The organism is Pigmentiphaga kullae (assembly GCF_004216695.1).
Taxonomy (GTDB): Bacteria; Pseudomonadota; Gammaproteobacteria; order Burkholderiales; family Burkholderiaceae_B; genus Pigmentiphaga; species Pigmentiphaga kullae.
On the sequence record NZ_SGXC01000001.1, the window covers coordinates 1,898,141 to 1,921,693 of the forward strand.

Annotated in this window: 24 protein-coding genes and 1 riboswitch; of the genes, 12 read left to right on the plus strand and 12 right to left on the minus strand. The window is 69.1% G+C overall.

Translation table 11 applies throughout. The annotated features are described in order from the left end of the window. Positions 1 to 12 precede the first annotated feature (12 nt). On the minus strand, positions 13 to 795 hold the full coding sequence (locus tag EV675_RS09340; RefSeq protein ID WP_130356986.1) for a M15 family metallopeptidase: 783 nt from the start codon (positions 793 to 795) through the stop codon (positions 13 to 15). Between the two features lie 72 nt (positions 796 to 867). Continuing rightward, positions 868 to 1,034: riboswitch (yybP-ykoY riboswitch) on the plus strand. A gap of 17 nt (positions 1,035 to 1,051) precedes the next feature. Here EV675_RS09340 and EV675_RS09345 point away from each other — a divergent pair. Continuing rightward, the gene (locus tag EV675_RS09345) at positions 1,052 to 1,612 is read left to right on the plus strand and encodes a TMEM165/GDT1 family protein (protein WP_130356987.1); all 561 of its coding nucleotides are present in this window, start codon (positions 1,052 to 1,054) and stop codon (positions 1,610 to 1,612) included. A gap of 92 nt (positions 1,613 to 1,704) precedes the next feature. Further along, complete coding sequence (locus tag EV675_RS09350; protein WP_130356988.1) at positions 1,705 to 3,654, plus strand: bifunctional metallophosphatase/5'-nucleotidase; 1,950 nt, start codon at positions 1,705 to 1,707, stop codon at positions 3,652 to 3,654. On the opposite strand, the gene EV675_RS09355 is transcribed toward EV675_RS09350, so the two are convergent. After that, entirely contained in the window at positions 3,641 to 4,477 is an 837-nt protein-coding gene (locus tag EV675_RS09355; RefSeq protein WP_130356989.1) for a hypothetical protein, read from the minus strand. The genes EV675_RS09350 and EV675_RS09355 overlap by 14 nt on opposite strands. 144 nt (positions 4,478 to 4,621) lie before the next feature. Next, on the minus strand, positions 4,622 to 4,984 hold the full coding sequence (locus EV675_RS09360; protein ID WP_130356990.1) for a hypothetical protein: 363 nt from the start codon (positions 4,982 to 4,984) through the stop codon (positions 4,622 to 4,624). 317 nt (positions 4,985 to 5,301) lie between these two features. Here EV675_RS09360 and EV675_RS09365 point away from each other — a divergent pair, with 317 nt between their 5' ends. The 3 genes from EV675_RS09365 (at position 5,302) to EV675_RS09375 (ending at position 9,512) form a co-directional block, all read left to right on the plus strand. Beyond that, the gene (locus EV675_RS09365; RefSeq protein ID WP_130356991.1) at positions 5,302 to 7,707 is read left to right on the plus strand and encodes a 3-hydroxyacyl-CoA dehydrogenase/enoyl-CoA hydratase family protein; all 2,406 of its coding nucleotides are present in this window, start codon (positions 5,302 to 5,304) and stop codon (positions 7,705 to 7,707) included. Between the two features lie 147 nt (positions 7,708 to 7,854). Then, complete coding sequence (locus EV675_RS09370) at positions 7,855 to 9,054, plus strand: acetyl-CoA C-acyltransferase (RefSeq protein WP_130356992.1); 1,200 nt, start codon at positions 7,855 to 7,857, stop codon at positions 9,052 to 9,054. A 41-nt stretch (positions 9,055 to 9,095) separates the two neighbouring features. Then, positions 9,096 to 9,512, plus strand: a complete 417-nt coding sequence (locus tag EV675_RS09375) for a putative signal transducing protein (RefSeq protein WP_130356993.1) — start codon at positions 9,096 to 9,098, stop codon at positions 9,510 to 9,512. Between the two features lie 9 nt (positions 9,513 to 9,521). Here EV675_RS09375 and EV675_RS09380 read toward each other — a convergent pair whose 3' ends face one another. Further along, on the minus strand, positions 9,522 to 10,013 hold the full coding sequence (locus tag EV675_RS09380) for a MarR family winged helix-turn-helix transcriptional regulator (protein WP_165404515.1): 492 nt from the start codon (positions 10,011 to 10,013) through the stop codon (positions 9,522 to 9,524). Between the two features lie 144 nt (positions 10,014 to 10,157). On the opposite strand from EV675_RS09380, the gene EV675_RS09385 reads away from it, so the two are divergent. The 5 genes from EV675_RS09385 (at position 10,158) to EV675_RS09405 (ending at position 14,610) form a co-directional block, all read left to right on the plus strand. Then, the gene (locus EV675_RS09385; protein WP_130356995.1) at positions 10,158 to 11,588 is read left to right on the plus strand and encodes a sulfatase family protein; all 1,431 of its coding nucleotides are present in this window, start codon (positions 10,158 to 10,160) and stop codon (positions 11,586 to 11,588) included. 66 nt (positions 11,589 to 11,654) lie between these two features. Then, positions 11,655 to 12,623, plus strand: coding sequence for a tripartite tricarboxylate transporter substrate-binding protein (locus EV675_RS09390; protein WP_165404516.1), 969 nt, complete (start codon positions 11,655 to 11,657; stop codon positions 12,621 to 12,623). A 6-nt stretch (positions 12,624 to 12,629) separates the two neighbouring features. Next, positions 12,630 to 13,001 carry a 4a-hydroxytetrahydrobiopterin dehydratase gene (locus EV675_RS09395; RefSeq protein WP_423213223.1) on the plus strand — a complete coding sequence of 124 codons (372 nt, stop codon included), beginning with the start codon at positions 12,630 to 12,632 and terminating at the stop codon, positions 12,999 to 13,001. A 9-nt stretch (positions 13,002 to 13,010) separates the two neighbouring features. Beyond that, positions 13,011 to 13,901, plus strand: a complete 891-nt coding sequence (gene phhA, locus EV675_RS09400) for a phenylalanine 4-monooxygenase (protein WP_130356998.1) — start codon at positions 13,011 to 13,013, stop codon at positions 13,899 to 13,901. Position 13,902: 1 nt separating this feature from the next. After that, on the plus strand, positions 13,903 to 14,610 hold the full coding sequence (locus EV675_RS09405) for an SDR family NAD(P)-dependent oxidoreductase (RefSeq protein WP_130356999.1): 708 nt from the start codon (positions 13,903 to 13,905) through the stop codon (positions 14,608 to 14,610). A 9-nt stretch (positions 14,611 to 14,619) separates the two neighbouring features. Here EV675_RS09405 and EV675_RS09410 read toward each other — a convergent pair whose 3' ends face one another. The 3 genes from EV675_RS09410 to EV675_RS09420 all read right to left on the minus strand — a co-directional run bounded on the left by EV675_RS09410 (position 14,620) and on the right by EV675_RS09420 (position 16,704). Further along, complete coding sequence (locus EV675_RS09410) at positions 14,620 to 15,555, minus strand: TIGR03571 family LLM class oxidoreductase (RefSeq protein WP_130357000.1); 936 nt, start codon at positions 15,553 to 15,555, stop codon at positions 14,620 to 14,622. Between the two features lie 7 nt (positions 15,556 to 15,562). Next, positions 15,563 to 16,252: a substrate-binding domain-containing protein gene (locus EV675_RS09415; RefSeq protein WP_130357001.1), complete on the minus strand. Its 690-nt coding sequence runs from the start codon at positions 16,250 to 16,252 to the stop codon at positions 15,563 to 15,565. Positions 16,253 to 16,350: 98 nt separating this feature from the next. Continuing rightward, on the minus strand, positions 16,351 to 16,704 hold the full coding sequence (locus EV675_RS09420; protein ID WP_087837586.1) for a VOC family protein: 354 nt from the start codon (positions 16,702 to 16,704) through the stop codon (positions 16,351 to 16,353). Positions 16,705 to 16,871: 167 nt separating this feature from the next. On the opposite strand from EV675_RS09420, the gene EV675_RS09425 reads away from it, so the two are divergent. Further along, entirely contained in the window at positions 16,872 to 18,116 is a 1,245-nt protein-coding gene (locus tag EV675_RS09425; RefSeq protein ID WP_130357966.1) for a DUF445 domain-containing protein, read from the plus strand. Between the two features lie 16 nt (positions 18,117 to 18,132). Here the strand turns inward: EV675_RS09425 and EV675_RS09430 are convergent, their stop codons facing one another. From EV675_RS09430 to EV675_RS09450, 5 genes are all read right to left on the minus strand, one after another. Then, complete coding sequence (locus tag EV675_RS09430; RefSeq protein WP_207221930.1) at positions 18,133 to 19,677, minus strand: MFS transporter; 1,545 nt, start codon at positions 19,675 to 19,677, stop codon at positions 18,133 to 18,135. A gap of 7 nt (positions 19,678 to 19,684) precedes the next feature. Further along, the gene (locus EV675_RS09435; protein WP_130357003.1) at positions 19,685 to 20,965 is read right to left on the minus strand and encodes an RNA polymerase sigma factor; all 1,281 of its coding nucleotides are present in this window, start codon (positions 20,963 to 20,965) and stop codon (positions 19,685 to 19,687) included. Positions 20,966 to 20,969: 4 nt separating this feature from the next. Beyond that, entirely contained in the window at positions 20,970 to 21,377 is a 408-nt protein-coding gene (locus EV675_RS09440) for a VOC family protein (RefSeq protein WP_130357004.1), read from the minus strand. Positions 21,378 to 21,403: 26 nt separating this feature from the next. Continuing rightward, on the minus strand, positions 21,404 to 21,814 hold the full coding sequence (locus tag EV675_RS09445) for a YciI family protein (protein WP_130357005.1): 411 nt from the start codon (positions 21,812 to 21,814) through the stop codon (positions 21,404 to 21,406). A gap of 115 nt (positions 21,815 to 21,929) precedes the next feature. Next, positions 21,930 to 22,283 carry a YciI family protein gene (locus tag EV675_RS09450; protein WP_130357006.1) on the minus strand — a complete coding sequence of 118 codons (354 nt, stop codon included), beginning with the start codon at positions 22,281 to 22,283 and terminating at the stop codon, positions 21,930 to 21,932. Between the two features lie 251 nt (positions 22,284 to 22,534). Here EV675_RS09450 and EV675_RS09455 point away from each other — a divergent pair, with 251 nt between their 5' ends. Continuing rightward, complete coding sequence (locus EV675_RS09455; protein ID WP_242621369.1) at positions 22,535 to 23,545, plus strand: Bug family tripartite tricarboxylate transporter substrate binding protein; 1,011 nt, start codon at positions 22,535 to 22,537, stop codon at positions 23,543 to 23,545. Positions 23,546 to 23,553 lie beyond the last annotated feature (8 nt).

Here is a 23,553-nt window from a genome sequence, read left to right on the forward strand (position 1 = left end):
GCGGCGCGCGGATCAGCGTACGGGGAAATTGAAATAGGTGTCCGGATACGGCTCTTCGTCCAGAGTGTAGTGCCACCACTCTTCGGGCAGGTTGCGAAAACCGTGCCTGGCCATCAGTTCCTTCAGGAACCGGCGATTGTGTCGGACAGCCTCGGGTAAATCAGGATTGTCTGTATGCGACTTTACATCAAAAAGGTCGAAGGGGGTTCCCATGTCGACCTCGCCGCCGGCCAGCAGCGGACCACGGACGGGCAGGGCGGAGGCGGTTTCAGGCTCCAGCGCGGCCAGCGTCAGATCCACCGTGCTGCCCCGGCTGTGGCCGGATCGCTCGGCGATGTAGCCCAGTTCGAGCAGCGCGGCCTTGTCCACGCCGGGGAAGTATTCGGCCTTGGTCTTCTGGTCGGCTGCGTCGCGCGTCCAGGCCACGAAATCGGTCACGGCGCGCTGGGGCCGGTAGCAATCGAAGATCTTCAGCGTCAGGCCCTGGGGCCGGACTTCGCGCTGCACGGCCAGCAGGCGCCGCGCGGCGGGTTCGGTCAGGATGCAGGTGGGGGCGTCGTAGCCCGCCGCCGGCCGGCCCATGAAGTTGGCGCTGCCGTGATAGCGGATGTCCAGCCGCACGGTCTGGGCGACGTCGGTCAGGTGGACGAAGCCGACGGGGATGGGAAGAAGCGGGTCTTCCTGGGCGTGGGCGACCGGCGAGAGCAGCGCCGCGGCGGCGAGACAGGCGCCGGTGGCTTGCGCCAGCGAACCGGCCGGGCGCCGGTCGTCCTGGTCGGAGGAGCGGTTCTTCATTCGGGCATTCCATCTTGAAGCAGCGCATATTATGCGGCGTACGGCGCGCGGCGGGCCAGTTGCGCTATACTTGCGCCCGTCATTGGGGAGTAGCCTCCTTGCCTTCGGGTGCAAGGGCCTGCGTCAACACACTTGCCTACGGGCATGGCGCAGGCGGTCCAGGACTTGGCAAGACCTTTGATCGTGCAGCTTCCGGTGGGCCGGGGCTGTTGCACGATCATTCGGTCAACCGTCCGGCCCGGAGCGCGTATCAAACATGGAAGCCTTCCTCGTCTCGACCGGCATCGTCGCCCTGGCCGAGATCGGCGACAAAACCCAACTACTCGCCCTGTTCCTGGCTGCCCGCTGGCGGCGGCCCTGGCCCATCATCCTGGGCATCTTCACCGCAACCATCGTCAATCACGCCCTGGCCGGCGCCGTCGGCGCATGGCTGACGCAGGTCATCGGCCCCGATGCGCTGCGCTGGATACTGGGCGTTTCCTTCATCGCCATGGCGGCCTGGATGCTCGTTCCCGACAAGCTCGACGAAGCCGACACCGGCAGGCTCCGGCTGGGCGTGTTCGGCACCACGGTCGTGGCGTTCTTCCTGGCGGAGATGGGAGACAAGACGCAGGTCGCGACCGTCGCGCTGGTCGCCCAGTTCCAGGCCTATTACGCCGTCGTGGCCGGAACCACCCTGGGCATGCTGATCGCCAACGTGCCGGCCGTGCTGCTGGGCGACAAGCTGGCCCACAGGCTGCCGGTGCGCCTGGTGCATGGCATCGCGGCGCTGATCTTCGCCTGTCTGGGGCTGGCTGCGTTGTTCGGGCTGTTCTGACGGGTGCAACAGGATGTTCATGGAAGCTTCACGACCGTTACATGACAGGTCGCCATGCTTGGCGATCTTCTGTGGACATACGGACGAAGACCATGAAAAAGATCCTGGGGGCCGGCGCGGGCCTGGCCGCGGTTCTGCTGACGGCGGGGTGCCTGTCGTCGGGCGACGACGATCCCATTCCCGTCGACCCGGGGCCGCAGGCGCGGCCCCTGGCGCTGACCATCCTGCATATCAACGACCACCATTCCCACCTGGACGCGACTTCGTCCACGCTGCAATTGAAAGTGGCCGACGGCTCGCGCAAGGCGGTCACGGTGTCGGCCGGCGGCTTCCCCCGGGTCAAGAGCGCGATCGACGAGCTGGCGGCGAAGTCCCCCAACGTGCTGAAGCTGCACGCCGGCGACGCGCTGACCGGTACGCTGTATTTCAACCGGGCGGGCGCGGTGGGCGAGCCCGATGCCGCCATGATGAATACCGTGTGCTTCGACGCCTTCGCGCTGGGCAACCACGAGTTCGACAAAGGTGACAGTGGCCTGAAGGGTTTCATCGACCTGCTCCACGCCGGAAGCTGCAAGACGCCCGTGCTGAGCGCCAACGTCAGCTTCGCCGCGGCGTCGGCGCTGCATCCCTCGCGCGCGCCGGGCGCCGTGTCGCCCTCGACCATCGTCGAACGCGACGGCCAGAAGATCGGCATCATCGGCCTGACGATCGCGGCCAAAACCCAGGCTTCCTCCAGCCCCGACAAGGGCACGGTGTTCGAGGACGAGGCGGTGGCCGCCCAGCGCCAGATCGACGCGCTGCGCAAGCAGGGCATCGACAAGATCATCCTGCTCAGCCACACCGGCTACGGCTACGACAAGCAGATCATCGCCAGGCTCGACGGCGTGGACGTGCTGGTGGGCGGCGATTCGCACACCCTGCTGGGTCCCGACGCGATGGCGGCCACCTACGGCATGGGCGCGACGCCGGGCGGCGCGTATCCCACGCGGGTGACCGACAAGCAGGGCAAGCCGGTGTGCCTGGTCCAGGTCTGGGAGTACAGCCGGGTGGTGGGCGAGCTGAAAGTCGAGTTCGACGCGAAGGGCGAGGTCAGCAAGTGCGAGGGCACGCCGCATGCCCTGATCGGCGATGACTTCGCCATCGGCGGCGCGGCGGTGGGTGCGGCTGACCGGACCGCGATCCTGGCGGACGTGCAGGCCAGCGGCTTCCTCAAGGTGACCGCGCCCAACGCCGCGGCCGCGCAGCGGCTGCAACCCTTCAAGCTGAAGGTGGACGAGTTCAACAAGACCGTCGTCGCGCAGGCTCCCGAGGAACTGTGCTCGCGCCGCGTCCCGGGCGGATCGCCCACGCAGACCGCCGGCTGGAACGACTACGGCCGTTCGAGCGCGGCCTGCAATGCGCAGGGCGACGTGACCCGCCGCGGCGGCGACATCCAGCAGATCGTCGCGCAGGCTTTCCTCGAAATCGCGCAGAAGTCCTATGGCGGCGCCGACCTGACGCTGCAAAGCGGCGGCGGAGTGCGCGTACCCCTGCAAGGCGACATCACCGCCGGACGCGCGATCGAAGTCGTCCCCTTCGGCAACCAGTTGTACCGCCTGGAAGTGACCGCCACGGAAATCAAGAACCTGCTGGAAGACGGTATCGAGGCCACCTATGGCGGCACCGGCGCCACCGGGCCCTATCCCTACACCGGCGGATTGCGCTGGGACGTGGACGCCACCCGGCCCAAGGGCAGCCGCGTCGCCAACATCGAGCTGCGCGACAGCGCCACCGGCAACTGGGCGCTGCTGGACCTGGGCGATGCCACCCGCACCTACAAGCTGTTCGTGCTGAGCTTCAATGCCAACGGCGGCGACGGCTATGCCACGCTGGCGGCGGTCCCGGCGTCGCGCAGGCTGGACGTGGGCGTGTTGGATGCCGATGTGTTCCTGGAGTACATCGCGGCCCAACCCAAGGCGGGCACCGGCCTGCCGCAGTTGCGCAAGATCGATGCGGGGCTCTACAGCACCAAGTCGCATCGGGACGCCTTCAGCGTGGACTGAGTTCCACGAAATGTCCCGCGCTGTCCACCACGGCGCTGCCGACCATTGCAGTAGCCGGGCCGATGGCAAATTGAGCTTTGATTCCAGCATCAAGGTTCGCTTGGGCGAGGCCGGAGTTGATCGCACCGGAGGCAGCGAACGAGACTGGGAACAGTTGGAAGGTGGTGCCTATCTTCTTGAATACATCGATTGCGGTCATCTGATCGCGGCGGTCGCCTTCGGCTAAGGTTGGTTCCAGCGATTCGCGAGTCTTGCCCCACGACGGCGTGTCCGTTGCCTTGCTATTGATGTTCGATCCGAAATGAACCAGAAGAATTGTTATCGCACCGGATAGGGCACCTTGCTTGGCCGGGGCCATCGCCGGCAGGAATTTGGCGATCAGATTGGCCATGGCAAATGGAGCGCCATTGGCGAAACCCTTTAGGGCGTTGGCGGGAAGATCGATAGCCAGATCGGCAAAGGTAAAAAGGCTTTCCAATTCGTGCGGGTTTTCGCCCCGCTCAAGCAGTCGGTCCGCCCGCTGCTGCGCGAGCACTTCGACCGCGGCGTCGTTTTCTCCGTTCTTGAACGAGGCGAACTGTCGCTGGGTTACCGCGAGCAGGTCCGCACGAAGTGCCACCCGAGTTGCCGTAGAAGTGTTGTGGATGGATACGGCATCGCGAAGCGACAGTTCGATGGAGTTGCCCCGCCTGACCAATTCGTTCGAAGAAGTATTCAACGAAGTTGGAGGCGGAGGCCGTTCACGGTTCGAGCCCTCTTGAGGGGGAGGCTCGGATGCGTGAGCCGTATCCAGCGGTGAGGGGTTGTGAGGGGTGACATGCATGATATTTCCTTGAGTGAGACCGTCGTGGCTATCCTGTAGGAAGAGATGCCTCAACGATGTTTCGCATGGGTGATGGATGGGCGGCGGTAGGTTTCTGCGACGCTGTGCCGCACGGACCAGTAAGACGGAGCGCGCGGCGTAGTCCTATACACATCTGAACTGGGTGTCTGTTTCGTAGTCGTTGCTGGTGCTTAATGAAGGGAACACCGGTGTGTTGACATAGGCAGCCAGTTCAGCGGGTTGGCCGCGTCGGCCGGCTGCTTTCAGGGGAGGCCCCAAAAGGCGAGAGTGGGTCTTGATTACGATGTGGCGAAGCTGCCGATTGAAACAAGTGGATTTGGCCAGTCCGAGCGAATCGTTCAATGAATGTTGCTCGCTGGCAGCAATCGCGATGCTGCGGTAGCTGCCGTCTTCTTGTGACAGCAGGCTGACTTTGGCTGGGATCGCCGAGCATGCGGCCAGCAGGTAGACGGGCAGGGAAAGGATGACGTAGGCCTTGTTGCGCATGGCAAGCTCCTTGACGGGAGGCGAAGTGGTGCCTGTGGACATGAGTGGCAAGTGCACCGTGGGCGGTTCCGGCGTATTCTTCGCGCACCATGCAGCGGCGACTCCGGCGCTGTGAGGGAGTCGTACGCTTCGCATGGGTGGCCGCCAGGACGCAGGAAGTTCTCCACGGCGGTAGACTATCCGGTGTGACGGGCCGCCCGATGCGCGGGTGGCCGCCTGATGCCGGGTTTCCTCAGTCCGCTCATGCGCCGGCCTCGCCACGCATGCCCCTTATAGATGGGGCCGGCGATGCCGGCCCGCTTACCGCCAGGAAGATCATGTCGAATTTCATTGTCCGCAAAGTCGCCGTGCTGGGAGCCGGCGTCATGGGCGCCCAGATCGCCGCGCACTGCGTCAATGCCAAGGTGCCGGTCGTGCTGTTCGATTTGCCCGCCAAGGAAGGCCCCAAGAACGGCATCGTCCTGAAGGCCATCGACAATCTGCGCAAGCTCAGCCCCGCCCCGCTGGCGGTGCCGGAACTGGCGGCGCTGATCGAGCCCGCCAATTACGAAGACGACCTGGCCAAGCTGAAGGAATGCGACCTCGTGATCGAGGCCATTGCCGAACGCATGGACTGGAAGCATGATCTGTACGCGAAGGTGGCGTCGGCGATCGGTCCGCAGGCCATCTTCGCCACCAATACCTCGGGCCTGTCGATCACCGAGCTGTCCAAGGGCATGGCGCCGGCGCTGCTGCCGCGCTTCTGCGGCGTGCACTTCTTCAATCCGCCGCGCTACATGCACCTGGTGGAGCTGATTCCCACCGCGCATACCGAGCCCGCCATCCTGGACCGCCTGGAAGCCTTCCTGACCACGGTGCTGGGCAAGGGCGTGGTGCGGGCCAAGGACACGCCCAATTTCATCGGCAACCGCGTCGGGGTGTTCGGACTGCTGTCGGCGATGATCGAGGCCGAGCGCTTCGGGCTGACCTACGACGTGGTGGATGACCTGACCGGCGCCAAGCTGGGCCGCGCCAAATCCGGCACTTTCCGCACCGGCGACGTGGTCGGGCTGGATACGCTGGCGCACGTCATCAAGACGATGGAGGATTACCTGCCCGACGATCCGTTCGCCGCGCACTACGGCACGCCGCCGGTGCTGGCCGGGCTGATCAAGCAGGGCGCGCTGGGGCAGAAGACGGGCGCGGGGTTCTTCCGCAAGCAGGGCAAGGCCATCCTGCGGCTGGACCCGGCCAAGGGCGAGTACGTGCCGGCCGACGGCAAGGCCGACGACGCGGTCGCGCGCATCCTGAAGAACAAGGACGCCGGGCAGCGCCTGCAGGCGCTGCGCGACAGCGAGCATCCGCAGGCCCAGTTCCTGTGGGCCATCCTGCGCGACACCTTCCAGTACATCGCCGTGCACCTGGCAGACATCGCCGGCACCGCGCGCGACGTGGACTTCGCCATGCGCTGGGGCTTCGGCCAGGGCGTGGGCCCGTTCGAGCTGTGGCAGCAGGCGGGTTGGCTGAAGGTCGCGGAGTGGGTGCAGGCGGACATCGCGGCGGGCAAGACGCTGTCCAGCGCGCCGCTGCCGGCCTGGGTGACCAGCGGTCCGGTGGCCGAGCGCGGCGGCGTGCACACGCCGGAAGGGTCGTGGAATCCGGCGGCGGGCAGGTTCGAGCCGCGCTCCAGCCTGCCGGTCTACGCGCGCCAGATCTTCCGCGCGCCGCTGGCGGGCGAGGGCATCGTGCCGCTGGCTGCCGGCAAGACGGTTTTCGAGGACGAGGCCGTGCGCCTGTGGACGTTGGACCGCACCGGCCTGGACGATGTGCTGATCGCCTCGTTCAAGACCAAGATGCATACCATCAGCCCCGCCGTGACGCTGGGGCTGCTGCGCGCGGTGGATCTGGCCGAGGAAAGCTACCGCGGGCTGGTGGTCTGGAATCCGGGCGAGCCGTTCTCGGCGGGCGCCGACCTGCAGGCCATCGTGCCGCTGTTCATGAGCGGCGGCGTGCAGGCTGTCGCGCCCGAGGAGGAACGCCTGCAGCAGTTGATGCTGCGGCTGCGCTACGCCCAGGTGCCCACGGTGGCCGCGCTGGCGGGCATGGCGCTGGGCGGAGGCTGCGAGCTGTCGGTGTACTGCGCGCGCCGCGTGGCGCACTTCGAGACCTATCTCGGCCTGGTCGAGGTGGGCGTGGGGCTGATCCCGGGTGGTGGCGGCCTGACCTACCTGGCCCGGCGCGCGGCGCAGGAGCGGGCGCTGGCGCCCGACATGCCGCTGATGGCCTTCTTGAAGAAATATGCCTTCCAGGCCGCCACGGCGCAGGTTTCCAAGTCCGCGGTCGAGGCCCGGCGCATGGGCTACCTGCTGGACGACGATCCCATCGTGTTCAACGTGCACGAGGTGCTGTACGCCGCCATCCGCGAGGCGCAGTCGCTGCACGACACGGGCTGGCGCGCGCCGTGGAAGGCGCCTTTCGCGGCCGCCGGCAGCGAGGGCATCGCCATGCTGAGCGCGCAACTGGTGAACATGCGCGACGGCGGTTTCATCTCGGACTACGACTACCGCCTGGGCCATGCGATTGCCGAGATCCTGTGCGGCGGTGAGATCGAGGCGGGGGCGCTGGTGGACGAACAGTGGATCATGGCGCTGGAGCGCAAGACGTTCATGTCGCTGCTGGGCGAACCCAAGACCCAGGAGCGCCTGATGGGCATGATGCAGACCGGCAAGCCTGTGAGGAATTGATGTGGCCCCCCCCTACGCGCTGACGCGCGCCCCCCAGGGGGCGATGCGGGTGGACCGGCGGAGCCGGATCCACCGCATCCTGGGTGAGCAGGGCTTTGGAATATGGCGGCGCTTGCCGGCGCCACGGACGAATTGAAGGAGATGGGGATGTCACGTCAGGTTCAGGATGCGTATGTCGTTGCCGCGTCGCGCACGCCGATCGGGAAGGCGCCGCGGGGGGCGCTGCGGACGGTGCGGCCGGATGATTTGTTGATCCATGCGCTGCGGGCGGCGCTGGCGCAGGTGCCGGGGCTGGATCCGCAGCGGATCCAGGATGCCATCATTGGTTGCGCGATGCCGGAGGGCGCGCAGGGGATGAACGTGGCCAGGATTTCCACCCTGCTGGCCGGCCTGCCGCAAAGCGTGGGCGCGGTCACGGTGAACCGTTTCTGCGCGTCGGGGCTGACCGCCATCGCGATGGCCGCCGACCGGATCCGCGTGGGCGAAGCCGACGTGATGATCGCCGGCGGCACCGAGTCGATGAGCATGGTGCCGATGATGGGCGTCAATCCGTCGCTGAACCCGAAGGTGTTCGAGGGCGACGAGAACATCGGCATTGCCTACGGAATGGGCCTGACCGCCGAGAAGGTGGCCGCCCAGTGGAAGGTGTCGCGGGAGGACCAGGATGCGTTTGCGCTGGCCTCGCACCAGAAGGCGTTGGCCGCCCAGCAGGCGGGCGAGTTCAAGGACGAGATCGCGCCCATCGAAGTGGTGACGCGCCTTCCCGACCTGGAGGCGGAGAAGGTGGCGGTGCGCAAGCGCACGATGTCGCTGGACGAGGGGCCGCGCGCCGATACCAGCGCCGAGGCGCTGGGCCGCCTGCGGCCGGTGTTCGCGGCCAAGGGCAGCGTGACCGCGGGCAACAGTTCCCAGACCTCGGACGGCGCGGGCGCGCTGGTGCTGGTGTCCGAGAAGGTGCTCAAGGAATTCAACCTGGTGCCGCTGGCGCGTTTCGTGACCGCCACGGTGCGGGGCGTGCCGCCGGAGATCATGGGTATCGGCCCCAAGGAAGCGGTGCCCGCCGCGCTGCGGCAGGCCGGCCTGTCGCTGCCCGACATCGACTGGATCGAGCTCAACGAGGCCTTTGCCGCGCAGTCGCTGGCGGTGATCCGCGACCTGGGCCTGGATCCGTCCAAGGTCAATCCCATGGGCGGCGCGATCGCGCTCGGCCATCCGCTGGGGGCGACCGGCGCGATCCGTGCCTCGACCGTGGTGCATGCGCTGCGGCGCAGGAACCTGAAGTACGGCATGGTCACGATGTGCGTGGGCACGGGCATGGGCGCCGCGGGAATCTTCGAGCGGGTCTAGATGCGGCCGGGGATGCCGCGCGGCGACGGGAGGGATGCGCAATGGCCGAGTTCGTCACCCTGGAAGTCCATACCAACCCTTGGGATGCCCACATCACGCGCGGGCTGCTGGAAAGCGAGGGAATCCCGGTGCTGCTGCAGAACGAGCATCAGGTATGGGCCAACTGGCCCTTCTCGCTGGCCCTGGGCGGCGTGCAGGTGCAGGTTCCCGCAACGTCGCTGCCGCGCGCGCAGGCCGTGCTGGCGCGCCGCAACAGCGGGGAATACCAACAGGAAGTGTTCGACCAGCCCATCGCCGCGCGATGCGAGGCCTGCGGCGGCACGCGGTTCGCGCGCGACGTGAACTGGCCGCAGGTGGCGCTGGCGCTGGTGACGCTATGCTGGAGCAGCGTCATCTTCCCGCCCCGCCGGGGGCCCATGAAGTGCACGGACTGCGGGACGCCGGCCGGCGACGCTTAGGCCGCCCGCCTACGGGCCTTTCGCGCGATCGGCGTTCTCCTGCATCCGGCGCAGCAGTTCCAGCAGCCGTTCCACGTCTTCCCCGTCGAATCCTTCCAGCATCCTGGCCTGCCTGTCCATGGCCCGGGCGATCAGCGCCTGGCTGGTCTGCCGGCCCCGCGGCGTCACGCTGAAGATGGTGCGGCGGGCATCGGCGGGGTCCGGGATCGAGCCCACCAGTCCCGCCTGCGCCAGCTTGGCCAGTGTGCGGCTGATCCAGGCCTTGTCGATGTGCATGACCTGGCACAGGGGCGTGACGCCCATGTCGCCGCGCGTGGCCAGCACCACCAGGCAGCGGTATTCGGGCAGGGTCAGGCCGGCCACCTCCTGCGCATCCCGTTCGGCCAGGCCGCCCAGGCTGGACGACAGGCGGAAGATGACGAAGCCCAGCAGCGAAGCCAATTCGAAATCGACCGGCGCGGGCCCGCGCCGGCGGGACGAGGATCGGGAGGGGGCGGTCATGGGCATCGGCCGGGACGAGAGTGGAACGAACAGGCGCCATGTTGACAGAAGAGCGTGTCGGACGCCAATTCGTTGTCAAAACATCATTGACAACACAACAAAAAACGCGCATCGTCTCTTCCGCATCGTTCAACGACCCGCTTCATGGCTTCCAATCTCCTGATCATCCTGTCGGACGAACACAGTCCCGGCGTCATGGGCTGTGCCGGCCATGGCGAGGTGTCGACCCCCAACCTGGACGCGCTGGCCGCCTCGGGCACGCGCTTCGCCAACGCGGTGTGCGCCAGTCCCATCTGCGTGCCGGCCCGCGCCGCGCTCGCCACCGGGCGGGCCGTGCACGAGGCCGGGTACTGGGACAACGTCGATGCCTACGACGGCGCCGTGCCCGGCTGGCACCACGTCCTGCGCGAGCGCGGGCACGAGGTGGTGTCCATAGGCAAGCTCCACTACCGCGGCGCCCAGGGGGACGACTATGGCTTTTCCGAGAGCCTGCTGCCCATGCACATCCACGGCGGCCGGGGCGAGGTCAAGATGCTGCTGCGCAATCCGCCCGCCTCGCTGGGCGACGGCGCCAACATGCTGGCCTCGGCGCGCGCGGGCGAGTCGGACTACAACCGCTACGATGACCGCATCTGCGACACGGCGGTCGAATGGCTGCGGCGCAAGGCGGCGGCGCCCGTCCCGGACAAGCCCTGGGTGCTGATGGTGTCGCTGGTTGCGCCGCATTTTCCGCTGACCGTGCCCGCGCCCTTCTTCGACCGCTATGCCGGGCTGCCGCTGCGCCTGCCCAAGGCCTATCGGTTCGGCATCGACGACGAGGCCCATCCCTTTATCCGGCAATATGCGCGCGAGACCGGCTACAACGTGCATTTCCGCGACGAGTCGGACGTCAGGCGGGCGCTGGCCGGCTACTACGGCCTGGTCAGTTTCCTGGACGCCAAGGTCGGCGCGCTGCTCCAGGCGCTCAAGGCCTGCGGGCTGGACGACAGCACCCGTGTCATGTACTTGAGTGACCACGGCGACAACGTGGGCGCCCGGGGGCTGTGGGGCAAGAGCACCATGTACGCCGAGTCGGTGGGCATACCGATGATCCTGTCCGGGCCGGACATCGCGGCCGGGCGCATCGAGCGCACGCCCGTCGGCCAGACCGACGTCTACGATACCGTGCTCGACGCCGTGGGCGTGCCGGCCGAGGCCGGAGGGGCCTCGCCAACGGCGCGCTCGCTGCTGCGGGAGCTGCCCGCGGGCCGCGCGGTGCTGTCCGAATACCATACCGTGGGCTCGCGCGCAGGCGTCTTCATGCTGCGCGATGCCCACACCAAGTACGTCCACTACTGCGACCATCCTCCCCAGTTGTTCGACCTGGACGACGATCCGGACGAGCTGCGCGACATCGCCGCGCAGTCGCCGGGACGGGTGCGGGCCTGGCGCGAGCGGCTGGCCGGCTTCTGCGACCCCGGCGAGGTCGATCGCCGCGCCAGGGCCCGGCAGGCCGAATTGATCCGCCGCTACGGCGGCGACGCGGCGATCCGGGCGGGCGCGGGCATAGGGGGATACACGCCGGTGTCGGCGTGAGGAATGGCTTTCATCGCGGCGCCTGGCGCCGCGTCATCGACAGAACGAACAGGCAGGAGACATGACATGAGGTATTCCAAGGTCCTGCGCGGACTGCTCGCGGCCATGCTGGCCGCCGCGGCCGGCGTGGCGCAGGCGCAGCAGGCCGGCGCGCGCCTGCTGGTGGGCTATCCCGCCGGCGGCGCGCCCGATGCCGTGGCGCGGGTATTCGCGGAGCACCTGCGGCAGGTTGCCGGCATCCCGGTGGTGGTGGAAAACCGCGCCGGCGCGACCGGCAAGCTGGCCATCGACGCCGTGCAGGCGGCGCCCGCCGACGGCCAGACGCTGATGGTGATGCCCGCCAGTTCGCTGCTGCTGACGCCCATGGTGCTGAAGTCCGCCAACTACGATGCCGTCCGGGATTTCGCCCCGGTGTCCGCGCTGGCCGAATACGGTTTCGGCGTGGCGCTGGGACCCGCCGCGCAGGGAGCCACGCTGGCCGAGTTCATGGCCTGGGCCAAGGGCCATGCCGACCAGGCCAACTACGCGACCCCCGGGCTGGGCACGCCGCAGCATTTCCTGGGCGCGGAACTGGCCAGGCAGGGCGGTACGCCGCTTACGCACGTGCCTTACCGCGGGGGCGCCAATGCCGTCACCGACGTGCTGGGCGGACAGGTCGCGGCGCTGATCACGACCGAGCAACTGCTGGTGCCCTACCAGGCCCAGGGCAAGCTGCGCGCGGTGCTGATCACCTCGCCGCAGCGCAACGCCAAGCTGCCCGGTGTGCCGACCGCGCGCGAGGCGGGCCTGCCGCAGCTCGAGGCGGTGGATTGGTTCGGTCTTTTCGTGAAGGCGGGAACGCCGGCCGACAGGCTGGCCGAATGGCAGGCGCGTGCCGATGCGGTGCTGGCCAGCCCGGCCTACCGCAAGGCGGTCGCCGATCTGGGCTACGCCTTGCCGGGCCGGCCCACGGCCGGGCTCGGGCCCCGGCTGGAGCGCGAGCGGGGGCAGTGGAGCGACCGGATGCGGGTTTCCGGTTTCAAGGCAACGGAATAAGATTTGCTGGGGAGCGCAGGCCGCGCGGACAGCCGGGGCGCGGCTGGCGGTGCGGACTCCCGGCGCGAGGAGCAGGCCATGCAGAAGTTGAATGCGCAGGACATCGAGCAGGCGATGGCGGAATTGCCCGACTGGCAGTTGGACGCGCAGCGGGGCGCCATCCGGCGCCGGTTCCAGTTCGAGGATTTCAGCCAGGCTTTCGCGTTCATGACGCGCATCGCCCTGTACGCGGAAAAGAACGATCACCATCCGGAGTGGTCCAACGTCTACAACCGGGTGGACGTCACGCTGACCACCCATGACGCGAACGGCCTGACGCAGCGCGACATCGACCTGGCGCGCCATGCCGACGAGGCCGCGCGCGCCCATTCCAGGTAAGAGGCCAGGATGAAGCAGCCATCGACCGCGCCCAAGCACGGTCTTGCCGCCGGCGAGGCGGGCCGGCCGGAGCGGGCGGACTGGACCGTGGACCAGGGCTGGGACCATTACACCCAGGAAGAACACGCGGTCTGGAAGTTCCTGTTCGAGCGGCAGTCCAGGCTGGTGCCGGGCCGCGCCTGCCGGGAATTCGAGGCGGGCATGCGCGACCTGCCCATAGGCGCGGACCAGATTCCCGATTTCCGCCGCCTGAGCGAGGTGCTGTCCCGGCGCACCGGCTGGCAGGTCGTGGCGGTGCCCGGCCTGGTCCCCGACGACGTATTCTTCGACCACCTGGCCAACCGGCGCTTTCCCGCCGGGCAGTTCATCCGCCGCGCCGACCAGCTCGATTACCTGGAAGAGCCCGACGTCTTCCACGACGTCTTCGGCCACGTGCCCATGCTGATGAATCCCATCCTGGCGGATTTCGTGCAGGCCTACGGCGAAGGCGGGCTGCGGGCCCAGCGCATGGGCGTCCTGCCCAACCTGGCCCGCGTGTACTGGTACACCGTGGAGTTCGGCCTGGTGCAGCAGGCCGAGGGCCTGCGCATCTACGGCTCGGGCATCATCTCGTCGTACGCGGAAAGCCTGTTCGCGCTGGACGATCCCTCGCCCAACCGGGTCCGCTTCGAACTGGAGCGCGTGATGCGGACGCGCTATCGCATCGACGATTTCCAGGAAACCTATTTCGTGCTGCACGATCTGGAAGAGTTGCTGGAGCTGGCGCAGGTGGATTTCGCGCCCATCTACGAGCGCATCCGTCAGCAAGCCGAACTGGAGCCCGGCGTCCTGCTGCCGGGAGACGACATCATGACCCGGGGCACCGGCACCTACCACGCCGCGCGGGCGCAAGGGAACTGACATGGCATCGACACAGACGGGCCGGCGCACGGTGATGATCACCGGCGCGGCCGGAACGCTGGGCGGCGCGGTTGCCGCGGCCTTTGCCGCCGAGGGCGCCAACCTGGTGCTGCTGGACCGCCGCGAGGCGCGGCCGCCGGCGGGGCCGGACGCGGCCTTGTGCCTGGTCGCGGCGGTGGACCTGCTGGATGCCGGCGCGGTGGCGGACGCCGCGGGCCGCGCGCGCGACCGCTACGGCGCGATCGACGTGCTGTGCAATATCGCGGGCGGTTTCCGCATGGGCGAGGCGGTGCACGAGACCAGCGACGCCACCTGGGATTTCCTGCTGGACCTGAACGCCCGCAGCATCATCCATACCGCGCGCGCCGTCGTGCCCGGCATGGTGGAGCGGGGCGAAGGCCGGATCGTCAACGTCGCCGCCCATGCCGCCCAGCGCGGGGTGGCCGGCATGGGCGCCTATTGCGCCTCGAAAAGCGCGGTCATGCGGCTGACCGAATCGATGGCCGCGGAGCTGCGCGAACGGGGCGTGAACGTCAATGGCGTCATGCCCACCATCATCGACACGCCCGAGAACCGGCGCGACATGCCGGATGCCGATCCCGCGCGCTGGGTGGCGCCGGCCGACCTGGCCGAAGTGATCCGCTTCCTGGCCTCGCCGGCGGCGCGCGCCATCCACGGCGCGGTGGTGCCGGTGACGGGCCTGTCCTGACGCCGCGGTTCAGGCCAGCCCGGCGTTCAACGGGGCCAGTTCGTCGATGATGTCCGGCAGCGGCCGGGCGCCCGCCGGCAGGTTCAGGCTGACGTGATGCGTGCCGGCCTCGCGCATGCGGGCGAGGATGCCGGCCAGCGCCCGCACGCCGGTGCGGTAGCCCAGTTCGATGGCTTCGGCGGGCGCATCGGGGCGGTCCAGCAACTCCACGCGCATGGCGACGCCGAACGCGCGGAACTGGCCCGGTGCGGCGCGCTCCACCGCCTGGCGCCACATGGCGTGACGGCCGCGCTGGACCTCGGGCGGACGATGGTAGGTGGTCCAGCCCACCGCGTGGCGGGCGATCCAGTCCAGACTCTGGCCGGCCGAGCCGACGGCCAGCATGGGCACGGGGGTAGCGGGGCGTGGCCGCAGGCTGAAGGCCACGGGCGGGTCGTCGTGCAAGTCGGGCACGACGCGCGGCGGCGTGTCCAGCGCGGCCGACAACTGTTCCCAGCGGGCCCGGAAGTCCTCGCGCCGCGTGGCGGAGTTTCGGCCGAACGCCAGGTATTCGGGCGGTCGGTCGCCCGATCCCAGTCCCAGCACGAAGCGCCCCGGCGCCAGCGCGGCGACCGAGACGGCGCCCTTGGCGACGTGCAGCGGATGGCGCAGCGTCAGCACGATGGCGCCGGTCACCAGATGGATGCGCCGGGTGCGGGTGGCCAGTGCGCCCAGCCATGTCCAGGGATCGAGGTGGCCGATGGCTTCGGGATAGCCGGGATGGTTCAGCGGCACGTCGCGCACCCACAGCGCGGCGAAGCCCGCCGCCTCGGCCTGTGCCGCGAGATCCAACTGGCGGGGGAAATCCACCTCGCGCCGGCCGGCATGTTCGGCGGCGTCGACCCAGGGCAGGGCCAGCCCCAGCGTCAGCCGGTCGGCCTGGAACAGGGGCGCCGCGGCGTTCATGGCGGCCTTAGACGGGCTCCATGCCGTTCTTGCGCTTGATCCCGTCGGCCTCGGCGCTGGCCATGAAGGCCAGCAGCTCGCGTACCGTGTCCGGCTGGGCCGACGTAGCGGCGACGCCGGCGGAGAACGTGGTCATGATCTGCAGGCCGGGAGGCAGGGGCCCCACGATGTCGATGCCCGGCACGTTCATCATCTCGCTCAGCTGCTGGAAGCCAAGGTCGACTTCGCCCTTGGCGATCAGCGTGCCCACCGGGATGCCGGGCTTGGACTGGACGGTGCGGTCCTTGATCTGGTCGGCGATGCCCCAGCGTTCGAACAGTTTGGACAGGTAGACGCCGCTGGGACCGGTGGAGTAGCCGATGGTGCCTCCGGCAAGCACGGCCTGCTTGAGCGCGGCCTCGGAGCCGATGTCCGGCCGCGGTGCGCCGGCGCGCACGGCCACGTAGACGCCCGATTCGACCAGGTCCACGCGGCTGCCCGCCACGATATGGCCCGCCTCGGTCATCTGGTCGATGACGTTGGCGGCCAGCACGATGGCGTCGAAGGCTTCGCCGGACTGCACGCGCCGGGCGGCATCGACGCCGCCGACGGACTCCACCAGGACGTCCCGGGCCTGCGCCTGCGGGTACTGGGCGACGAGATCGGCAAGCAACTGCTTGGTTGCCATCGAGGAAAGGATGTGGATCTGGGATGCCATGGTTTGCTTCCTGTAAGTCGGCGGCCGGCACGGCCCTGCCGGCAGATTAGAACATAGGGGCGTCGCGCGTCGGGACGCCTGCTCGGCCGGGTGCCGGCCTACGAGCGATGCGTCAGGATGTTGACCAGATTGCCGAACGGGTCGCGCACGTAGAAGCGCCGCACGCCCCAGGCTTCGTCGCAGGGCCCGTAGACGATCTCGGCCCCGTGCGCGCGGGCGCGGGCCAGCACGTCGTCCACGTCGTCGACCTCGATGGACAGCGCCGGCACGGGCGTGCCCGAACCGCCTTCGCTGGCCACGCTGACCTGGGGCGTCTGGCTGCCGCCGGACGCGAAGGTCATGAGCCAGCCGTGGTCCATGACCACGTCCAGGCCCAGCAGCCTGCCGTAGAACTCCCGCGCGAGGGCGGGGTCAGGGGTGGAGAGATTGGCGACGATGCGGCGGACGGTCATGGCGGTCGTGCTCCGGAAGCGAATCTTGACCGGAGATTCTATCGCCCGCGACCCCCGCGGCTGGAAGCGCGCCGCGGCCGTGGGTAAAGTGGAGGCTTGCCCACCGAAGCACCGCCGTCTTGAATCCTTCCCCATCCGCCGATCCCCGCCTGGCCCGCCTGCGCCGCATGAAACTGGGCGCGCTGGGCCTGCTTGCCGCGTCGCTGGCGGGTTTCGGGCTCAGCCATGCGATGGGCGGGCAGGGCGCCTGGGCCTGGGTCCGGGCCTTCTGCGAGGCCGCCACGGTGGGCGCGCTGGCCGACTGGTTCGCGGTGGTGGCGCTGTTCAAGCGGCCGCTGGGCCTGCCGATTCCCCACACCGCCATCGTTCCCGCCAACCAGGCGCGCCTGGGGGACAACCTGGCCGTGTTCGTGCGCGATCATTTCCTGGCGCCCGACGCGCTGCTGGCCAGGCTCCAGGTATTCGACCCGGCCAGCCGGCTGGGCGCATGGCTGAGCGAGCCGGCCCAGGCGCGCATGGCGGCGGGCATGGCGCGCACGTGGCTGTCGCAGGCGCTGGACCTGCTGGACGAGCGGGTCGTGCGCGAGGCCATCCAGTCTTTTGTCGTCGCCCGCCTGCGGGCGTGGGATGCCGGGGCGACGGCGGGAGAGGTGCTGGGATTGCTGACGCGCGACGGCCGCCATCATCAATTGCTGGACGAGGCCCTGCGGCGCCTGGGCGGCTACCTGGACGACGAGGGCGTCAAGGAGCGGGTGTCGGACCTGATGGTGAAATACGCGCGCAAGGAATGGCCCAGGATCGTCGGGACCGTGAACCTGGTGAAACCGGTCGAAGGGATCGCCGACAATCTGGCGGACCGGCTGGCGCGCGCGCTGCTGGATGAACTGCACGAGGTGTTGTCGCGGCCCGATCATCCGCTGCGCCAGGACTACGAGGCCTGGGTGGCGGACTACGTGGCGCGGCTGCGCGACGATCCGCAACTGCGCGAGCAGATCGACGGCATCAAGTCGCGGCTGATCGACCACCCCTCGGTGCAGGCGTACGTGCAGGGGCTGTGGGCAGAGATCCACGCGGCCCTGCGCCGCAACCTGGATGCGCAAGACTCGCCGCTGGCGCGGCACCTGGAGCAGAGCCTGCTGGGACTGGGCCGCCAGCTGGCCGCCAATCCCGCCCTGCGCGAAGCGATCAACGAACATGTCATGACCGGCGCGCGCAGCCTGGCGGCCCGGCTGCGCGAAGGGGTCACCGAGCATATCGCCCAGACCGTCAAGGGCTGGGACGAAAAGCGGCTGGTGCAGGCGCTGGAGCTGAGCGTGGGCCCCGACCTGCAATACATCCGCTACAACGGCACGCTGGTGGGCGGGCTGATCGGGATCGGCCTGCACGCGCTGGTGCTCGCCTTCGGCGGCTGAGCGGCGGCCGGCCGCGCTACGCCGCGTCGTCGCGCAGTGCCTGGGCGCGGGCGGATCCGCCGCGCAGGATGCAGGCCGCGGCCACGGCCGCGCACAGGGTCAGTACGGCGCCGACCGCCGCGGAGAGTTGCAGCGCATCGACGAATGCCCCGCGTGCCACCGCCAGCATGGCGTCGGCCAGCGGCGTGGGCAGCGCATGCGCCGCCGCCACCGCGGCGCCCAGCGTCGACGAGGCGGCCTCGGCTACTTGTGCCGGAATGCCGTCCGGCATGCCCGCCGATAGGCCGGAACGGTAGATCATCGTGCCCATGCTGCCGAATACCGCGATGCCGAGCGCGCCGCTGAATTCGGCGCTGGTTTCGGAGATGGCCGAGGCCGAGCCCGCCCGCTGCGGCGGCGCCGAGGTGATGATCATCTCGTTGCCGATGGTGAACACCGGCGCCATGCCCAGACTCATCACGATCAGGCCCGCCATGATGGCTTCGAGTCCGTAGGGGCGGTCGGCCAGCAGCACCATCAGGAAACCGGCAGCGGCCGCGAGCAGTCCGCCCACGAAGATGGACAGCGGCGGCACGCGCCGGGCCAGCCTCGGGGCGAGCAGCGAGCCCGTGACGAAGCCCAGCGCCCAGGGCACGGTGACCAGGCCCGCCCGCAGCGGGTCCAGGCCCAGCACCAGTTGCAGGTACTGCGTGATGAAGATGTAGACGCCGAACATGGCGAGGCAGGACAGCGCGTAGGCGGCGATGGCGGCGCTGAAGGCCGGCCGCATGAACAGGTTCAGGTCCAGCAGCGGATAGGGCAGGCGCCGCTGGCGCCGCACGAAGGCCACGCCCACCGCGAATCCCGCCGCGATGATGGCGGCGGCGGCCCACGACGCGCCGTGCTGGGCGATCTGCTTGAGTCCGTAGATCATCGCCAGCACCGCGAACAGGGACTGCGCCACGCTGGGCGGGTCGATGCGGCCTGCGTCCGGGTCGCGGTATTCCGGCAGCAGCACCGGGCCGAGCACGAGCAGGAGCAGCATCACCGGCACCGCGACCAGGAAGACCGATCCCCACCAGAAGAATTGCAGCAGCACCCCGCCCACCAGCGGCCCGATGGCGCTGCCCAGCGAGAAGCTGGCGATCCAGACGCCGATGGCGAACTGGCGTTCGTGCTCGTCGTGGAACATGTTGCGGATCAGGGACATGGTCGACGGCGCCAGGGTGGCGCCCGCGATGCCCAGCAGGGCCCGCATGGCGATCAGCATGCCCGCGCTGTCGGAGAAGGCCGCGATGGCCGAGGCGACACCGAATGCCGCGGCGCCGATCAGCAGCAGCTTGCGCCGCCCGATGCGGTCGCCCAGGGTGCCCATGGTGATGAGCAGGCCCGCGACCAGGAAGCCGTAGATGTCGATGATCCACAAGAGCTGCGAGCTGGACGGGTTCAACTGCGCGCTGATGGCGGGCAGGGCGAGGTTGAGCACGGTCAGGTCCATCGCGTAGACCATGCAGGGCAGCGCGATGACGGCCAGCCCTATCCATTCCTTGCGGGTAGCCTTGAGAGACGGGGATGAGGTCATGGAGGAGTCAATGGGAGGGGAGGGCTTGGGCCGCGCGTTCCAGCAGAAGTTCCTGTTCCCGCAGGTTGCGGGTCATGGCGGCGGCGCGCAGGAATTCCTCGCGCGCCTCGGCGTGGCGCCCGAGCTTGTGCAGCAGGTCGCCGCGCACGCTGGGCAGCCAGTGGTAATTCTCCAGGGCCGGCTCCGCGCGCAGCGCGTCCGCCAGCGCCAGCCCGGCGGCGGGACCGAACGCCATGCCGACCGCCACGGCGCGGTTCAGCTCGACCACGGGCGAGGGGGCGACCTGGGCCAGGGCATCGTACAAGGCCACGATGCGTTCCCAGTCGGTTTCGTCCGGCGTGCGGGCCCGGGCATGGCAGGCGGCCAGCGCGGCCTGCAGCGCATAGGGGCCGTGGGCCCCGCCCAAGGCTTCGGCGCGGGCCAGGGCCGCCAGGCCGCGCCGTATCAGCAGCGGGTCCCAGCGCGCGCGGTCCTGCTCCATCAGCAGCACGGGGCGGCCGTCGGCGTCGGTGCGGGCGGGCAGGCGCGAGGCCTGGATCTCCAGCAGCGCGCACAGGCCATGCGCCTCGCCTTCATTCGGGGCCAGTTCCGCCAGCACGCGCGCCAGCCGCAGCGCTTCGCCGCACAGCGCCGGCCGCATCCAGCCGTCGCCGGCCGTGGCCGAATAGCCTTCGTTGAAGATGAGGTAGATCACTTCCAGCACCGATTCGAGCCGCGCCTCGCGCTCCTGCGCGCGGGGGACCTCGAACGGCACCCTGGCCGCCGACAGCGAACGCTTGGCGCGCACGATGCGCTGGGCAACGGTGGCCTCGGGCACGAGGAAGGCGCGCGCGATCTCGCCCGCCGTCAGTCCGCCCAGCAGGCGCAGCGTCAGCGCGACGCGGGCGTCGGTGGACAGGACGGGATGGCAGGCGGTGAAGATCAGGCGCAGCAGGTCGTCGCCCACGTCGTCGTCGCGCGCCGCCTCGACCAGGGCCGCCGGGTCCGGCGCGTGGCCGGCGCCCAGCAGTTCGGTCTCGTGGCCGTATTCCTCGTGCTTGCGCGCATGCAGGGCGGCCTGGCGCAGGCGGTCCAGCGCCCGGTTCTTCGCGGTGGTCATCAGCCAGGCTCCGGGATTGTCCGGCACGCCATCCCCGGGCCATCGCTCCAGCGCAGCCACCAGCGCGTCCTGCGCCAGTTCCTCGGCCAGGCCGACGTCGCGCACCAGCCGCGCGACGCCCGCGATGATGCGGGCCGATTCGATCCGCCAGACGGCTTCGATGGCCCGGTGGGTGGCGGCCTGCGTCACAGGCTCAGCCCTGCTCGACCGTGGCCGGGTCCATGTAGAAGACCTCCCATGCATGGCCGTCCGGGTCGTCGAAGCCATGGCTGTACATGAAGCCGTGGTCCTGCGCAGGCCGCGGCGCCGTGCCGCCGGCGGCCAGGGCCTTGCGCACCATGTCGTCGACGGCTTCCCGGCTGTCGCAGGTCAGGGCCACCAGGACTTCGGTGCTTTGCCGGGCATCGCTGATCGGCTTGCTGGCGAAACCACGGAAAAAATCCGTGGTGAGCAGCATGGCGTAGATGTTCTCGCCGATGACCATGCAGGCGGCCTTTTCGTTGGTGAACTGGGCGTTGAAAGTGAAGCCGAGCTGGCCGAAGAAGGCCTGGGTGCGCGGCAGGTCGGAGACGGGCAGGTTGACGAAGATCTGCTTGTGCATGGCGGGTTCCTTGGAAGATGGGCGCGTTATCGGCTGGTGGTTTCCAGCTTGCGGAAGCGGTCCACCGCTTCGCTCGGGCCGAGGTCGTCCAGCTCGAAGAGCTCGCGCACCTCGATCTCGCCGTCGGCATCCGCCATGGGCGAGGGAAAGCGCCGGGCCCATTCCATGGCTTCCTCGCGCGAGCGGACCTGGATCAGCGTGTAGCCGGCGATCAGTTCCTTGGTCTCGGCGAACGGGCCGTCTATGACCGTACCCTTGCCGGCCCGGTAGCGGACGCGCCAGCCCCGGGACGACGGCTTCAGGCCGTTGGCGTCCAGCAGCACGCCGGCCCTGGCCAGTTCCTCGTGGTAGGCGGTCATCGCGGCCAGCAGGGGTTCCTCGGGCATGACGCCGGCCTCGGTGTCCGCGGTGGCGCGGACGATGATCATGAATCGCATGGCGGTTTCTCCGGTGGTTGCAAGCCCGCACGTGGGCTTCTGACCCTACGACGATCGGCGCGTGCCGGAATCGACATGGCGGAGGCGACCTAGGGAAACTACCAGATCGAGCGGCTCAGCGATAGCACGGCGCCACTTCCCGGACCTCGACCGTGCACCATTGCGCCGCCGGGCAGGTTTGCGCGATGGCCACCGCTTCCTCGCGCGTGGCGCAGTCCAGCAGGAAGAAGCCGCCTATCATTTCCTTGGCTTCGGCGAAGGGCCCGTCCACCAGGCGTGCACGTCCGTCCTGTTTCCGCACGCGCACGGCGCTGTCCTGCGAGGCCAGCGATTCGGCGGCCAGCAGCAGGCCGCGCGTCTTCAGGTCGGCGCCGAAGGCGACCATGCGGTCGTAGAGTTCGCGGCCGGCCTCCTCGCTGCGTTCGGCGCGCTGGCCGGTGGGTTCGACGATGAGCAGCATGTAGGCCATGGGGACTCGCAAGAGAGGGCCGCGGGACGCGGCCGGCGAAGGCGGAGCGCCCGATTCTTGCAGATTTCGCGTCTTTTTTCATGACAGCGTGTAAGCACGGCGGGCCGGCGATTCAGATGGCCAACTGATAGAACCACAACTTTTTCTCGTTTGCCTGTCTCGCCGCCCACGGGTGAAATGCCTGCCATGTCGCCGCGGGGCATCGGAAGGCGGGCCTTGCTTTCCGGGCCGTCCGGCGGGAAGGAGACGAAATGAGGCAGGGAAGTGCAGAGGCGGGCAAGGGTCGTCGCCGGTGGCTGGCGGCATGCGCCGCGGCCGTGGGTATCGCGGCCGCGGTGCCCGCGATGGGACAGCCGGCCTGGCCGGCGCGGCCGGTGCGGATCGTGGTGCCCTACGCACCCGGAGGCGGCGTGGACGTGATCGCCCGGGCCCTGGCCGAACGGCTGGGGCAGAAATGGGGCCGGCCGGTCATCGTCGAGAACAAGCTGGGCGCGGCTTCCATCATCGGCGCCGACGCCGTCGCCAAGGCGGCGCCCGACGGCCATACCCTCCTGGTGACGAGCGAATCGACCATCACCAGCAACCCCTTCCTGTACGACAAGCTGCCCTACGATGCCGTGCGCGACCTGGCGCCGGTCTCGCAACTGGTCAGCCTGCCGCAGATGGTGCTGGCGCATCCCTCGGTGAAGGCCAATTCGCTCGATGAGCTGGTCGCGCTGGCGAAGGCCCGCCCCGACGAACTGAACTATGCCTCGATGGGATCGGGCAGCCTGCCCCACCTGCTGTTCGAGGGACTGCGGCACAAGACGGGCATACAGATCACCCAGGTGCCCTACAAGGGGATCATGCCGGCCGTGACGGCGCTGCTCGGCGGCGAGGTGCAACTGGCCATGGTGGGCGCGGCCATCGCCGAGCCCCACATCCGCGCGGGCAAGATGAAGCCGCTGGCCATCGCGCGGGCCAGCCGGCTGCCGTCCGAACCGAACGTGCCCACCCTGGCGGAAGCGGGCTATGCCGACATCGACCCGCGCGAATCCTGGTTCGGCCTGTTCGCCACCGGCGGCACGCCCGACGCCGTGATCCAGCGCATCCATGCCGACGTGAAGGCGATCGCCGCCGACCCGGAATTCCAGCAGCGCTTCGTGGCCGCGCGCGGCTTCGACCCGGTGTTCTCGTCGCCGGCGGCGTTCACCGCCGCGCTGCGCGACGAGATGCGCCACAAGGAACGCCTGATCCGCCTGACCGGTGCCAAGGCCGACTAGGGGATGGG

Excerpts from the sequence above, each read along its gene's own strand:
- EV675_RS09340 (WP_130356986.1), bottom strand. The coding sequence starts at position 795 with ATGAAGAACCGCTCCTCCGACCAGGACGACCGGCGCCCGGCCGGTTCG.
- EV675_RS09345 (WP_130356987.1), top strand. The coding sequence starts at position 1,052 with ATGGAAGCCTTCCTCGTCTCGACCGGCATCGTCGCCCTGGCCGAGATC.
- EV675_RS09350 (WP_130356988.1), top strand. The coding sequence starts at position 1,705 with ATGAAAAAGATCCTGGGGGCCGGCGCGGGCCTGGCCGCGGTTCTGCTG.
- EV675_RS09355 (WP_130356989.1), bottom strand. The coding sequence starts at position 4,477 with ATGCATGTCACCCCTCACAACCCCTCACCGCTGGATACGGCTCACGCA.
- EV675_RS09360 (WP_130356990.1), bottom strand. The coding sequence starts at position 4,984 with ATGCGCAACAAGGCCTACGTCATCCTTTCCCTGCCCGTCTACCTGCTG.
- EV675_RS09365 (WP_130356991.1), top strand. The coding sequence starts at position 5,302 with ATGTCGAATTTCATTGTCCGCAAAGTCGCCGTGCTGGGAGCCGGCGTC.
- EV675_RS09370 (WP_130356992.1), top strand. The coding sequence starts at position 7,855 with ATGTCACGTCAGGTTCAGGATGCGTATGTCGTTGCCGCGTCGCGCACG.
- EV675_RS09375 (WP_130356993.1), top strand. The coding sequence starts at position 9,096 with ATGGCCGAGTTCGTCACCCTGGAAGTCCATACCAACCCTTGGGATGCC.
- EV675_RS09380 (WP_165404515.1), bottom strand. The coding sequence starts at position 10,013 with ATGACCGCCCCCTCCCGATCCTCGTCCCGCCGGCGCGGGCCCGCGCCG.
- EV675_RS09385 (WP_130356995.1), top strand. The coding sequence starts at position 10,158 with ATGGCTTCCAATCTCCTGATCATCCTGTCGGACGAACACAGTCCCGGC.
- EV675_RS09390 (WP_165404516.1), top strand. The coding sequence starts at position 11,655 with ATGAGGTATTCCAAGGTCCTGCGCGGACTGCTCGCGGCCATGCTGGCC.
- phhA (WP_130356998.1), top strand. The coding sequence starts at position 13,011 with ATGAAGCAGCCATCGACCGCGCCCAAGCACGGTCTTGCCGCCGGCGAG.
- EV675_RS09405 (WP_130356999.1), top strand. The coding sequence starts at position 13,903 with ATGGCATCGACACAGACGGGCCGGCGCACGGTGATGATCACCGGCGCG.
- EV675_RS09410 (WP_130357000.1), bottom strand. The coding sequence starts at position 15,555 with ATGAACGCCGCGGCGCCCCTGTTCCAGGCCGACCGGCTGACGCTGGGG.
- EV675_RS09415 (WP_130357001.1), bottom strand. The coding sequence starts at position 16,252 with ATGGCATCCCAGATCCACATCCTTTCCTCGATGGCAACCAAGCAGTTG.
- EV675_RS09420 (WP_087837586.1), bottom strand. The coding sequence starts at position 16,704 with ATGACCGTCCGCCGCATCGTCGCCAATCTCTCCACCCCTGACCCCGCC.
- EV675_RS09425 (WP_130357966.1), top strand. The coding sequence starts at position 16,872 with ATGAAACTGGGCGCGCTGGGCCTGCTTGCCGCGTCGCTGGCGGGTTTC.
- EV675_RS09430 (WP_207221930.1), bottom strand. The coding sequence starts at position 19,677 with ATGACCTCATCCCCGTCTCTCAAGGCTACCCGCAAGGAATGGATAGGG.
- EV675_RS09440 (WP_130357004.1), bottom strand. The coding sequence starts at position 21,377 with ATGCACAAGCAGATCTTCGTCAACCTGCCCGTCTCCGACCTGCCGCGC.
- EV675_RS09445 (WP_130357005.1), bottom strand. The coding sequence starts at position 21,814 with ATGCGATTCATGATCATCGTCCGCGCCACCGCGGACACCGAGGCCGGC.
- EV675_RS09450 (WP_130357006.1), bottom strand. The coding sequence starts at position 22,283 with ATGGCCTACATGCTGCTCATCGTCGAACCCACCGGCCAGCGCGCCGAA.
- EV675_RS09455 (WP_242621369.1), top strand. The coding sequence starts at position 22,535 with ATGAGGCAGGGAAGTGCAGAGGCGGGCAAGGGTCGTCGCCGGTGGCTG.